Here is a 12330-nt window from a genome sequence, read left to right on the forward strand (position 1 = left end):
ACATCAAATTAACCGTATTTAACGCGTGTCTCTTATTTGGGCGGGAAACAACTATGGCTGACGTACAGGGAACCACCTTAACCAGAGATACCGTGCGCCAGCTCGTTGGCGAGATTTTCATTTACAAGATGCCATTCAACATCGAGCTAGGCCTTGAACTACAGCAGTTTGAAGCCGACAAAGCCGTCCTGGCGTTCGCTCGGCAAGATAAGCTCATCGGCAATGCGGCACAAAAGATCCTGCATGGTGGCGTGATCGCCGCCGGGTTAGATGTCGCAGCCGGATTAGTCTGCGTCGGCAACACGCTGCTGCGCCATGAGACGATCAGCGAGCAAGAGTTTCATCACCGGCTTGCACGTATGGGAACCATTGATATGCGGGTCGATTACCTACGCCCAGGCTATGGAGAACATTTCACTATTACCAGCACGCTGCTGCGCGGTGGTAATAAAATCGCGGTCGCGCGCGCCGAATTGCATAACGAACAGGGTTCGCATCTGGCCAGCGCCACCGCAACCTATATTGTCGGGTAGCGTTTATCGTTGGCAGACATCCACCATTGGCAAACCATGTCATGAACACTTTACGTGAAAGCGCTCACAGTTTTGGGTAGACTTAGCGTTTTCCCGCCGTCCTTATCGAGTTACCCATGAACGCGCAACAAACCCGTGAGGGGATCTTTTTCGCCCTCGGTGCGTATTTCATTTGGGGAATTGCTCCCGTGTACTTCAAGCTACTTGAGCACGTTCCACCCAATGAAATACTGACGCACCGTATTATCTGGTCATTCTTCTTTATGCTGATCCTGCTGACGGTCGGCCGGAAATGGCGTCAGGTGAGCCATGCCTGCCGCAACGTCAAGCATCTGTTTTTGCTGGCATTAACGGCAGTGCTTATCGGCGGAAACTGGCTGTTGTATATCTGGGCGGTCAACAACCATCACATGCTGGAAGCCAGCTTGGGGTATTTTATCAACCCGCTGGTCAACGTCATGCTGGGCATGATCTTTCTGGGTGAACGCTTTCGCCGCCTGCAATGGCTGGCCGTGCTGCTTGCCGTGACTGGCGTACTGGTTCAACTGTGGACATTCGGCTCGCTGCCGGTTATCGCGCTCGGTCTGGCATTCAGCTTCGCGTTATACGGGCTGCTGCGTAAAAAGATTGGCATCGATGGGCAAACCGGTATGCTGATCGAAACGCTATGGCTGCTTCCAGTCGCCGTTGTGTACCTGTTTTTTATTGCCGATACGCCAAGCAGTCATCTGACGGAAAATCCCTGGTCGCTGAATCTGCTACTGCTTTCTGCCGGTATCGTCACCACCGTGCCGCTGTTGTTCTTTACCGCAGCCGCCATGCGCCTACGCCTGTCAACACTCGGCTTTTTCCAGTATCTCGGCCCCACCATCATGTTCATGCTGGCAGTGGTGTTCTACGGTGAAACATTCAGCAGCGACAAGCTGATTACCTTTGCCTTCATCTGGGGTGCGCTGGTGCTGTTCATTCTGGATGCACTTTATACGCAGCGTAAGCTACGGCGCACGCCAGCTACAGCATCCCAGCCTCAACACGGCGGGAAATAAAACGCGATAAGATCGGGCTGAACAACAACGTCGAAAACAGCCGCAGCGTCTGCATGGCAATAACAAACGCCATATCGACCCGGCTGCCTGCGGCGATAATCGCAATCGAATCCAGCCCGCCGGGGCTGGTCGCCAGGAAGGCGGTCAGCATATCCACCGGTATTATTTTCGTCACCATCCATGCCATTCCACCACATAACAGCATCAATCCGACAATCGACGCCATCATGTGCGGCAAGGTGCGGATCGCCAGCAAAAAAATCGGGCGAGTGAAGCATAAACCCACGCTCCACCCAATCACGGCATAAGCCAATGCCAGCAACCATTCAGGCGTTTGCAGTTGTAATGTTCCGCTGGCATGCAGCATCGAACCGATAATCATCGGCCCCAGTAACGCCCCAGAGGGAATACGTAAGCGTCTAGCCAGCCAAGCGCTACCGAATGCCACCCCGAGCGTCGCGATAAAACGCCAGTCCAATGAAGGGAACCACACGAGCATGGCGCTGTTTTCCGCCGCGTCATCCCCCAAACTCAGGCGTGCAACGAACGCCGCAGAAGCGGTCACCATCAGCACCCGCAAATATTGCATGAAGGCGACCAGTCGCACATCCGCACCGAACTCGCCAGACATGGCGACCATCGCGGATGCGCCGCCCGGTGATGCCCCCCAGGTTCCGGTCGTTCCGGGCAATTCGCTAAATTTGACCAGTAGCCAGCCAGATAATCCGCTGGCAGCCAGCGTCGCCAGCAGAATGAACAGCACCAGTGGCCATTCGTTCAACAACGGCGTCAGGATAGAAAAAGACAGGCTTTGTGCAACCAGACAGCCCAGAACGGCATTACTGCCCGCAAAGCCGACGGGCGGGATGCGGATCGTCGCACCATTTAATCCCATGACGACGCCGACCATCATCGGCCCCAGCAACAGCGCAGCAGGAACGTGGTAAACCTGTAGTCCAAACCCCAGAATTAATGAGACCGACAGTAGGATCCCCCATTGCACCCACGGTGACATCCCTTTCATGTACACGACCTGTATTTAACAATAGAAAGTAATAATGGAAAGTAAGAACAGAAAAGCGGTTCACCATTCTAAACAGAATAGCGGGAGAATAAACAGGAATAGTAAGGTCGCAAACTATCAAGCAGGAAAGGATTTTTGCATCAAAGGGAAGAAATGTTATGCGCCTGATGATTAATCTCCGTCAGGCGCATCGGTAAAAACTTAGAGCCAGTTTTTACGTTTAAAGTAGAGATACGGTGCCAGTCCGGCGAGGATCATCAGCACGATCGCCCCCGGATAGCCAAACGACCACTTCAGCTCCGGCATAAACTCAAAGTTCATTCCGTAGCTGGATGCCACCAACGTCGGCGGCAGGAACACCACGGATACCACCGAGAAGATCTTGATAATCCGGCTCTGTTCGATGTTGATAAAGCCCATCGCCGCCTGCATCAGGAAGTTAACCTTCTGGAACAGTGATTCGTTGTGCGGCAGCAGAGATTCGATATCGCGTAAAATTTCACGCGCCTGCTCCAACTGGCCGGACGGTAAACGGGCTTTACGCACCAGAAAGTTCAACGCACGTTGGGTATCCATCAAACACAGACGAACCTTCCAGCCCACGTCTTCCAGCTCCGCCAGCGTAGACAATGCATCATCGTACTCGTCGCCCTGACGCCCTTCCATAATAATGCGGCTCAGCGATTCCAGATCGCTGTAGATGTTCTCGATTTCATCCGCCAACTGCTCAATTTTAGTCTCAAAGAGATCGAGCAGCAGTTCATAAGCATTGCCGTCTACCAGCGTTTGGTTACGAGCACGCATGCGATACAGGCGGAATGCGGGAAGCTCACGCTCGCGCAAGGTATACAAGCGACCATCGCGAATGGTAAACGCCACGGTAGAGTTGCCCGCATGATCTTCCGCGTCTTCGAAGAAGAAGAAAGAGTGAATATGTAGGCCGTCTTCATCTTCAAAAAAACGTGCCGACGCTTCAATGTCTTCCAGTTCCGGACGGGTTGCCAGACTTTGTCCCAATTCGGTTTGTACTTTCTCACGCTCATCGTCTTCCGGCTCGATCAAATCGACCCAAATTGACGTAGTGAGATCATCGGAGTCATCCAATTCCAGACGAGATAAACGGCAATTATCCAGTTTAAATGCGCTCAGCATGGGCCATAGCTCCCTTTTCAGTAGCAGAGATGGATAACGCGATTGAAACACAGAAACGGAGGTGAGGTGTCACCAGCAGGTTTCAGTCCGTTCGACGGATCTGACTCATAGCGACAAAAACAGCATCGCTGACAACCACGAAGGGTATCAGCAGAGGAAGATAGCCTTAGAAGTTGTACCTAATGAACAGGTTAGTGAGCCAGTATCGACTGGGTGTGTCCAAGGCGTTAGTCCTCCGAGAATAATGATGCGCGCATGTTACGCTGAGATGAAAAAGACTTCAACTTTAAAACCGTGGCTGAAACACGCTGTAAAATATTGTCTAAATGGATAAGGTTTATCCAATAAATCCGTCGCTGAAAAGGGTAAAAAACGCAGTCCTCAGAGTAAAAAAGAACTGCGTTTATCGGTTAAGCGTGGTCTGGTAAATAGGCGATAGCACGGACGGGGAAGCCGGGCGCACCAGCGAAATTAGGGTAGCTGACGTGAATATAAGCACCGGTAGACGGTAACTGGTGCAGGTTATTCAGCACCTCAACCTGCCAGGCATTTTGGTTCAGCACGAAGAACTCGCCAATCAGCCCGTTGTTGCGACGGAAATCCGCAGCGGAATCCGTATCCAGCGTTTCATGCCCAACCGCGCTAATGCCGCGTTCTTCAAACAGGAACGTCAGCGCCTCAAGCGACCACCCAGGCGTATGGCTGTTGCCCTTTTCATCTTTATTGGCGAAGGCATCAAGATCAGGCCAGCGCGTGCTCCAGCCGCTGGCAAACGCGACAAAACTGCCTGACGGGATTTCCCCGTGTTCACGCTCAAACGCCAGAATGTCATCAACCGACAGGCGGTAGTCGGGATCGTTCGCGACGGCGTCTTGCTTGTGGAGCACCACCAGCGGCAGCAATAGCTCTTTATTATCAATACGATCCAGATAGCGCTTACCCGCGACAAAATGCCCCGGCGCATCAATATGCGTTCCCGTCTGCGTCGCAAACGTCACGGCCTGCGCATAGAACCCGTGATCTTCAACGTTGAATAAGGTCTTACGCTGCAACACGCCTTCAAACGCACTAAAAATAGGAATCGACTCCGTCACCGTATGCGTGAGATCGACCCATTTCTTCTTCTGTAACTCGGCAATAATCTGGTCTAGCGTCATGGGCATGCTCCTTTTTTATTGTGATACCACACATCCATGGATACGCGGCAGGCCACCTAGCATTGTCGAAAATGACGATAAAGACTAAGACAGGGTTTTTATAAGTTATATAACCCCGTCATACTTCAAACTGCATCGTGACGATCACACCGTTTCCAGTTTGGCATAAGCGGCGACCAGCCATTTAATACCCTGTCCCTGAAACGCGACCTGAAGACGGGCGTGATCGCCGCTGCCCTCAAGATTCACGATGGTGCCTTCGCCGAATTTCGCATGGCGAACCCGCTGCCCCAGCTTGTAGCCGCTGTCATTTTGCGTTATCGGCGTGCCAAGGCGCTGGTGATTGACCGGGCGGGAGACGCTGGCACGTAATCGCACCTCTTCAACACACTCTTCCGGCAGTTCACCGACAAATCGGGAAGGCCGATGATAGGCTTCTTTACCGTATAACCGACGGGACTCGGCGTAGGTTATCGTCAGCTTTTCCATGGCACGCGTGACGCCAACATAAGCCAGACGACGCTCTTCTTCCAGACGCCCACCTTCATCCAGCGACATCTGGCTAGGGAACATGCCTTCTTCCATGCCGACGATAAATACCTGTGGGAACTCCAGCCCTTTCGCCGAGTGCAGCGTCATAAGCTGCACAGCGTCCTGATTGGCATCAGCCTGACCTTCACCCGCTTCCAGCGCAGCATGCGACAGGAACGCCTGAAGCGGCATCAGATCCTGATCTTCTTCCTGATAGCTGAACTGGCGCGTCGCCGTCACCAGTTCCTCCAGGTTTTCTACCCGCGCCTGCCCTTTCTCGCCTTTCTCCTGTTCGTACATGCTCCACAGACCAGAATCTTTAATCGCCCGGTCGGTCTGCACATGCAGCGGCAGTTCAGAGGTTTCATAGGCCAGCGCATCGATCAATTCGATAAAGCGTTGCAGCGATGCCGCCGCACGCCCGGCCAGCACCTTCTCCTGCAACAGCGCCCGCGTGGCTTGCCACAGCGTCAATTGACGATCGCGCGCCGTCTGACGCACTACGTCCAGCGTGCGATCGCCAATACCGCGCGTCGGCGTATTCACCACGCGTTCGAACGCCGCATCATCGTTACGATTAGCGATCAGGCGCAGATAAGACAGCGAATCTTTGATTTCCTGGCGTTCGAAGAAGCGCATTCCGCCGTAGATGCGGTACGGCATACTCTGCTGTAACAGCGCCTCTTCCAGCACACGTGACTGGGCGTTGCTACGGTAAAGAATAGCGTTATCTTTCAGCGCACCACCGTTTTCCTGCCAGGCTTTAACTCGGTTGACGACGTAACGTGCCTCATCCAGTTCATTGAACGCGCAGTAAAGTGAAATGGGCTCGCCCTCAACACCGTCCGTCCAGAGGTTCTTACCAAGCCGCCCGCCGTTGTGGGCAATCAGGGCATTCGCCGCTTTCAGGATATTGCTGGTCGAACGATAGTTCTGCTCCAGACGGATCGTTTCTGCACCAGAAAAATCCTTCAGGAACAACTGAATATTTTCGACCTGTGCCCCACGCCAGCCGTAAATTGACTGATCGTCATCCCCAACGATCATGACCTTGGCGCTATCGCCCGCCAGCATGTGGATCCAGGCGTATTGAATACGGTTGGTATCCTGAAATTCGTCCACCAGAATATTGGTAAAACGCTCACGATAGTGATTCAGCACATGCGGCTTATTCAGCCACAGTTCATGCGCGCGCAGCAGCAGTTCGGCGAAATCCACAAGTCCGGCACGATCGCACGCCTCCTGATAGGCTTGATAGACACGCTGCCACGTTTGCTCGATAGGGTTGCCGTAGCTTTCAATGTGCTGCGGACGTAAACCTTCGTCTTTTTTACCGTTGATGAACCACATCGCCTGACGCGGCGGCCACTGTTTCTCGTCCAGATTCAGCGCCCGAATCAGCCGCTTCAGCAAACGCAACTGATCGTCACTGTCCAGAATCTGGAAATCCTGCGGCAGGTTGGCATCCATATGGTGTGCGCGCAGCAGACGGTGTGCCAATCCATGGAAGGTGCCAATCCACATGCCACCCTGACTGGTGCCAATCAAGTGATTGATACGATGACGCATCTCTGCCGCGGCTTTATTGGTAAACGTCACCGCCATGATGGAGTACGGCGAACAGTTTTCAACAGACAAGAGCCAGGCAATGCGATGAACCAGTACCCGAGTCTTGCCGCTGCCTGCCCCCGCCAGCACCAATAAATTGCTGCGCGGCGCGGCTACCGCGGCACGCTGTTTGTCGTTGAGGCCATCGAGCAGATCAGAAACGTCCATAGGTACGGGTTATCCGGTGACGGGAAACGCCGCGCATGTCAGCGGCGTTTCCACTGGTGATTTATACAGACTAATGCCGTGATTATAACAACGCCGACAGCGATGCCAACCGCGAAATTTCAATATGCGGCAGCAGCCGGGCGTCGCCAATCTGCGTCAGGCTGCCTTCACGCAGGTTAATCCAGCAAGCCTGCATACCGCAGCGGATCGACCCCGCCACATCGGTCGTGAGATCGTCGCCCACGTGCAGAATCTCATGCAAAGGCAGATTGAGTTTTTCCGCCGCCAGATGGTACATGTCATCAAACGGCTTGGCGCGGCCATCTGGACCGGCACGCAGAGTGAAAGAAAAATAGCCGTCCAGACCAAACCGATGCGGTTCAGCGTTGCCGTTGGTGATCGCCGCCAGCGGCACCTTTTCAGCTAATGCTGCCAACGTCTGGTGCGTCTCTTCCGTAATCGCAATCTGGCTACGCCAGTGGGCAAAGTTTTCCATTGCCGCTTTTGCGCCATCCTTAGATTCTACGGCGCTTAGCCCACGTTCTAACATTGCCAACTCAACCGCACGGCGACGCCATTCGGTAACGTCGTGATAGATATCTGGCTCACGCTCTAGCAAAGTCTGGCGTAAGTTTTGGAAATCATCTGCCTGAAAATCACGAAGCGCAGGATGATACTCTTGCAGGAAGCGGATTGACTCTTGTCCAGTGCGCCTAATGACGTCTGCGTTATCGTACAGCGTGTCATCCAGATCGAACGTGATCGCACGGATCGGACCAAGAGGTCGGTAAAAATGCATCAGGGTTTCCCTCGTTTGGCGCGTGGATGCGCAGCATCGTACACGGAGGCTAAATGTTGAAAATCAAGATGGGTGTAAATCTGCGTTGTAGTCAGGTTAGCGTGGCCAAGCAACTCTTGGACCGCACGTAAATCACCGCTGGATTCCAGCATGTGCGTCGCAAAGGAGTGGCGCAGCTTATGTGGGTGAACATGGCTATTAACGCCTTGCTTAACACCCCACTCGGCAAAACGCTTTTGCACGTTGCGCATCGAAATGCGTCGCCCCTGATTGGAGATAAACACAGCATTGTCCTGTGGGCCGAACAGTTCGCGCAGCGCCAGCCAGCGTTCCAACCAGGTTACTGCCGTTTTTCCTATCGGCAATTTGCGCTCTTTGCTGCCTTTCCCTACCACCCAGACTTCACCGCTTGCCAGATCGATGTGCTGATAGTCCATGCCAACCAGTTCTGCCAGACGCAGCCCCGCGCCGTACATCACTTCCAGCATCGTGCGGTCACGCACCGCAAGGGGATCGTCCAGATCGATCTCCAGCAGGCGATTCATCTCATCCACATCCATATTCTTAGGCAACGGGCGCCCAGCGCGCGGTGCGGATATTCCTTTCGCCGGGTTTGCCGCCAACACACCGCGTGACACCATCCAGTCGAGAAAACTGCGTAATGACGATAGACGTAGCGCAAGACTCGCTGAATGTAGCCCATCGCGTTTACTGCGGGACACCACGGAGCGCACGCCAGAGGCATCCAACTTGCGCCAGTCAACCACACCCGCAGCGGAGAGTATCGTGATAACCGCAGATAATTGGCGCGAATAGCTGGTCAGTGTCAACGGACTTAACTGGCGCTCTGCCTTCAGATAACGCAGGAAGGCATCAACATCCGTTTGTAAAAGAGAAGAGGAAGGTGACTCCGATGGTGCGGGTTGTCGGCTCATACCCGCTCAACCCAGCGTGCCAGCATCGCAGGCAACATCATAGCCATTTGCTGAAGCAGTACGGTTCCCATGCCATCCTGATAATGGTAGCTGTCACGGCTGCTGAAAATCAGCACACCCAAATCGTGATGATTGCCCATCAGCGATAGCGCGACCGACCCGACCTGTCTGGCCTGCGGTAGCAGCAGTAACAGTTCCGATCCATTCAGGCTGCCAAGGTAGTGGTTCTGTTGTCCAAAACGCTGAATGCGCAACGGCTCAAAGGTGGGGCGGTTTAGCCCAAGGTGGGTAAAACCCGAAGGCGCACCGATGCGCCATTTGTCGCTAAACAGGCGAACCGTTGCTCCCGCCAGACCAAGCTGACGCGCCCAGCGCTGCAACCGATCTAACATATCTGTGAGGCTATCCGCCGATGCCAATTCGGTTTGTAACCCAAGCAGGCGATTGAACAGCACTTCATTCGCACCGGCTTGTTCCATCAGCAGCGTGATCTCTTCCTCAAGCTGGGTGATGTGGTTACGCTGGCGCGCCAACTGCCATTCCACCAGCGACACGGTTCCCCGGACGGGATGAGGAATGCGCATCTGTTCGACGGGACGCGCATTGCGGATAAAAAAATCAGGATTTTGTTGCAGGAACTGCAAAACCATCTCGTCACTGAGTGCGATCTCGCGTTCTGCCTGTTCCTCGACATTCTTCATAAATGAATAAATCCATCGTAGACATGCGTTGCAGGCCCGGTCATGAATAACGGATGTCCCGGCCCATCCCACTGGATATCCAACTCCCCGCCCGGCAGCGATACGCGAACTTTCGCGGACAATAACCCCTGCTGGATACCGACCGCCACAGCCGCACACGCACCACTACCACACGCCTGCGTTTCTCCCGCACCGCGCTCGTATACGCGCAGACGGACAGTCTGGCTATCGACGATCTGCATAAAGCCGATGTTGGCGCGTTCAGGAAAGCGCTCGTGGCTTTCCAGCAACGGCCCCAGCGTTTCCACCTTCGCCGTCTCCACGTCGTCAACCTGAATCACGCAGTGCGGGTTGCCCATCGACACCACGCCACAAAGCACCGTATGTTCGTCGGCACGCATGATGTAGGTTTTCTCCGCTTTGACCGCGCGAAAAGGCACCTGTTGCGGCTCGAAATTCGGCTCACCCATATTAACGCGCACCAGTTCATCGTCCGTCACAGACAGTACCATCCGGCCAGTCTGCGTACTCACGGCGATATCACGCTTGTTGGTTAGCCCTTTCAGGCGCACAAAGCGGGCAAAACAGCGCGCGCCATTACCGCACTGTGCCACTTCACTACCATCCGCGTTAAAAATGCGGTAATGAAAATCCAGTTCAGGATCGTAGGGCGGTTCGACCACCAACAGTTGGTCGAAACCCACACCACAGTGCCGATCCGCCAAACGGCGAATCAGTTCGGGTGAAAAATAAACGTTTTGCGTAACGGCATCAACAACCATGAAATCGTTGCCTAATCCGTGCATCTTAGCGAACTGCATTATCCTGACTCCCCCGCTTACTTAACCGGGCGCGATAAACGTATACGTGACCTGTTGTTATTGGTTGTCGTCACACACTAAGGACGCATTGACGGTTTCTTTTGCGGCGGCTGGTTCTCATTTTGCTGAGTCGTTGACGCGCCGGACTTGCTATCGGTTGGCATATAAAGCGGACCTTTCAGGCCGCAACCGAGTAAACTCACCACTGATAACGCCAGAAGAAGTGGGCGAAATGCGTTTTTCATTACGTTAAGACCTGTCATTAATACTCGTATGCTCTCTATAATCGCAGGTGGATCATGAAAATCAATAGGAATCGAAAATGAACGATAGCGAGTTCCACCAATTAGCCGACGAACTCATGCTTCAGTTGGAAGAAACGCTGGATCGGTTTGAGGGCGATGCTGACATCGATTACGAGATCAACGGCGGCGTAATGACGCTGAGTTTTGAGAACGGCAGCAAAATCGTGATTAATCGGCAGGAGCCACTGCACCAAATCTGGTTAGCGACCAAAGCGGGTGGCTACCACTTCACCCTTCAGACGGAACGCTGGATATGCAATCGCAGCGGTGAAGACTTTCTCACATTGCTGTCATCCGCCTGCTCGGCGCAGGCCGGGGAAACCGTTCACTTCGAGTAACTGCCGCATTTCCAATGGCATCACAGTTCAGCGCCGCCCCAGAACGATCGGCACCAGTACCAGCAACAACAGCATGCCAATACCGACCATATTCACCAGCGGCCAGCCGCTGGTTAGCGCCATCAGGCTACCAGCCGACAGAGACGCCAGTGCGTTAGGCAGGTAAATCAGCAGCGAGTTAATGCCCTGCAAGCGAGATTTATGCACGGAATGGGTAAAAGCATTCAGCATAAATGTCCCGCCGTTGAACATAAACGCCCACCCGATGCCAAACAACATCAGCGCAAAAAGAAAGTGCCAGAACGTCAAACCACTCAGCGCGACCGCCACCCCCACCACGTTACAAGCCACGCCGATCGCCACAACCTGAACCGGCGTCAACCGTTTCGCTAGCAGCACTAATAGCAGTGCAGGCGCATACATCGCGACAAAATGCCATTGCAAAACCGTCGCGCTGTGGCCAACGGAAAAGTGGTGCTGGTGCATCGCCAACGGCACCGAGTTCATTAATAGCGTCATCACCACAAATCCTACGGAACAACTTACGGTTCCCAACACAAATGCCCGACTTTTCAGAATCGACGCCAGCGGTTCACTACGCTGAGCGCTGGCCGTAACCATCGACATCGGGGGCAGTTTGAGACCAAACAGCAGCAATGATGTCACAATGGAGATAAACGCGGCGGCGATAAAACTGCCGAGAAACGGGTACGATGCCCAGAGTTGAGAAGATTGGCTAGCGGCAAACGGACCGAGGAAGCCCCCCAAAATACCGCCGCTGATCACCCATGAGATTGCTCGATTTTTCTGCTGATTATCGATGAAAATTTCAGCAGCCGCGAAACGATAATATTGGTTAAATGCGCAGGACATTCCCAGGACAAACGTCGAAAACACGAAGAGGGGGAAGCTATGTAGCACAATCGCTAGCGCCGCCAACAGCGCCCCTGACAACCCGAGCAGCGTGCCGATGATGAACGCATTACGCCTGCCATATTTTGTCATCAATGAGGAAACGGCGTAGATCATCAGCGCCGCGCCACACACCGTCGCGGTAATCGGTAGCGTGGTCAACAGAGGAACAGGCGTCATCGATACGCCAACCAGCGTAGAACACAGCGTCATCAGGGAAATAATACTGCCGGTCAGCCCTTGTCCGAGCGCCAGCAGTATCAGATTTCGGCGTTGCAACGAATCCATCAATACATCCTT

The 12330-nt window shown here is 53.8% G+C and carries 14 protein-coding genes; 3 read left to right on the forward strand and 11 right to left on the reverse strand.

What is annotated here, in order from left to right:
- The first annotated feature begins 53 nt into the window (after positions 1–53).
- Entirely contained in the window at positions 54–533 is a 480-nt protein-coding gene (locus A7983_RS05905) for a thioesterase family protein (protein WP_005969243.1), read from the forward strand.
- A 116-nt stretch (positions 534–649) separates the two neighbouring features.
- Positions 650–1579, forward strand: coding sequence for an EamA family transporter RarD (rarD, locus tag A7983_RS05910; protein ID WP_005969235.1), 930 nt, complete (start codon positions 650–652; stop codon positions 1577–1579).
- Here rarD and A7983_RS05915 read toward each other — a convergent pair.
- The 10 genes from A7983_RS05915 to lptM form a co-directional block, all read right to left on the reverse strand.
- Positions 1545–2603 carry an AbrB family transcriptional regulator gene (locus A7983_RS05915; RefSeq protein WP_005969233.1) on the reverse strand — a complete coding sequence of 353 codons (1059 nt, stop codon included), beginning with the start codon at positions 2601–2603 and terminating at the stop codon, positions 1545–1547. The two genes, rarD and A7983_RS05915, sit on opposite strands and share 35 nt — an antisense overlap.
- A 201-nt stretch (positions 2604–2804) precedes the next feature.
- Positions 2805–3755 (reverse strand): magnesium/cobalt transporter CorA, encoded by a 951-nt coding sequence (corA, locus tag A7983_RS05920; protein WP_005969225.1) that lies wholly within the window; start codon positions 3753–3755, stop codon positions 2805–2807.
- A gap of 166 nt (positions 3756–3921) precedes the next feature.
- Positions 3922–3978, reverse strand: coding sequence for a YsgD/CorL family protein (ysgD, locus tag A7983_RS24810; protein ID WP_349814568.1), 57 nt, complete (start codon positions 3976–3978; stop codon positions 3922–3924).
- 187 nt (positions 3979–4165) lie between these two features.
- Positions 4166–4912, reverse strand: a complete 747-nt coding sequence (locus tag A7983_RS05925) for a cyclase family protein (protein WP_005969223.1) — start codon at positions 4910–4912, stop codon at positions 4166–4168.
- Positions 4913–5056: 144 nt separating this feature from the next.
- Positions 5057–7219, reverse strand: coding sequence for a DNA helicase II (gene uvrD, locus A7983_RS05930; protein ID WP_005969221.1), 2163 nt, complete (start codon positions 7217–7219; stop codon positions 5057–5059).
- Positions 7220–7301: 82 nt separating this feature from the next.
- Positions 7302–8018: a 5-amino-6-(5-phospho-D-ribitylamino)uracil phosphatase YigB gene (yigB, locus tag A7983_RS05935; RefSeq protein ID WP_005969219.1), complete on the reverse strand. Its 717-nt coding sequence runs from the start codon at positions 8016–8018 to the stop codon at positions 7302–7304.
- Positions 8018–8953: a tyrosine recombinase XerC gene (gene xerC / locus A7983_RS05940; protein ID WP_005969217.1), complete on the reverse strand. Its 936-nt coding sequence runs from the start codon at positions 8951–8953 to the stop codon at positions 8018–8020. Before xerC ends, yigB begins: the two co-directional genes overlap by 1 nt.
- Positions 8950–9654 carry a DUF484 domain-containing protein gene (locus A7983_RS05945; RefSeq protein ID WP_005969215.1) on the reverse strand — a complete coding sequence of 235 codons (705 nt, stop codon included), beginning with the start codon at positions 9652–9654 and terminating at the stop codon, positions 8950–8952. Before A7983_RS05945 ends, xerC begins: the two co-directional genes overlap by 4 nt.
- A complete protein-coding gene (gene dapF / locus A7983_RS05950; protein WP_005969213.1) occupies positions 9651–10475 on the reverse strand; it encodes a diaminopimelate epimerase in 825 nt (274 codons plus the stop codon). Before dapF ends, A7983_RS05945 begins: the two co-directional genes overlap by 4 nt.
- A gap of 77 nt (positions 10476–10552) precedes the next feature.
- Entirely contained in the window at positions 10553–10720 is a 168-nt protein-coding gene (gene lptM / locus A7983_RS05955) for an LPS translocon maturation chaperone LptM (protein ID WP_407670476.1), read from the reverse strand.
- 77 nt (positions 10721–10797) lie between these two features.
- Between lptM and cyaY the strand changes: the two genes are divergently transcribed.
- Entirely contained in the window at positions 10798–11118 is a 321-nt protein-coding gene (cyaY, locus tag A7983_RS05960) for an iron donor protein CyaY (protein ID WP_005969209.1), read from the forward strand.
- Positions 11119–11145: 27 nt separating this feature from the next.
- Here the strand turns inward: cyaY and A7983_RS05965 are convergent, their stop codons facing one another.
- Positions 11146–12318 (reverse strand): MFS transporter, encoded by a 1173-nt coding sequence (locus A7983_RS05965; RefSeq protein WP_005969207.1) that lies wholly within the window; start codon positions 12316–12318, stop codon positions 11146–11148.
- Positions 12319–12330 lie beyond the last annotated feature (12 nt).

Source organism: Pectobacterium wasabiae CFBP 3304 (assembly GCF_001742185.1).
Taxonomy (GTDB): Bacteria; Pseudomonadota; Gammaproteobacteria; order Enterobacterales; family Enterobacteriaceae; genus Pectobacterium; species Pectobacterium wasabiae.

Coding starts and splice junctions, on each gene's coding strand:
- dapF (WP_005969213.1), bottom strand. CDS start 10,475: ATGCAGTTCGCTAAGATGCACGGATTAGGCAACGATTTCATGGTTGTT.
- yigB (WP_005969219.1), bottom strand. CDS start 8,018: ATGCATTTTTACCGACCTCTTGGTCCGATCCGTGCGATCACGTTCGAT.
- A7983_RS05945 (WP_005969215.1), bottom strand. CDS start 9,654: ATGAAGAATGTCGAGGAACAGGCAGAACGCGAGATCGCACTCAGTGAC.
- cyaY (WP_005969209.1), top strand. CDS start 10,798: ATGAACGATAGCGAGTTCCACCAATTAGCCGACGAACTCATGCTTCAG.
- corA (WP_005969225.1), bottom strand. CDS start 3,755: ATGCTGAGCGCATTTAAACTGGATAATTGCCGTTTATCTCGTCTGGAA.
- A7983_RS05965 (WP_005969207.1), bottom strand. CDS start 12,318: ATGGATTCGTTGCAACGCCGAAATCTGATACTGCTGGCGCTCGGACAA.
- lptM (WP_407670476.1), bottom strand. CDS start 10,720: ATGAAAAACGCATTTCGCCCACTTCTTCTGGCGTTATCAGTGGTGAGT.
- A7983_RS05925 (WP_005969223.1), bottom strand. CDS start 4,912: ATGACGCTAGACCAGATTATTGCCGAGTTACAGAAGAAGAAATGGGTC.
- xerC (WP_005969217.1), bottom strand. CDS start 8,953: ATGAGCCGACAACCCGCACCATCGGAGTCACCTTCCTCTTCTCTTTTA.
- rarD (WP_005969235.1), top strand. CDS start 650: ATGAACGCGCAACAAACCCGTGAGGGGATCTTTTTCGCCCTCGGTGCG.
- A7983_RS05905 (WP_005969243.1), top strand. CDS start 54: ATGGCTGACGTACAGGGAACCACCTTAACCAGAGATACCGTGCGCCAG.
- uvrD (WP_005969221.1), bottom strand. CDS start 7,219: ATGGACGTTTCTGATCTGCTCGATGGCCTCAACGACAAACAGCGTGCC.
- A7983_RS05915 (WP_005969233.1), bottom strand. CDS start 2,603: ATGAAAGGGATGTCACCGTGGGTGCAATGGGGGATCCTACTGTCGGTC.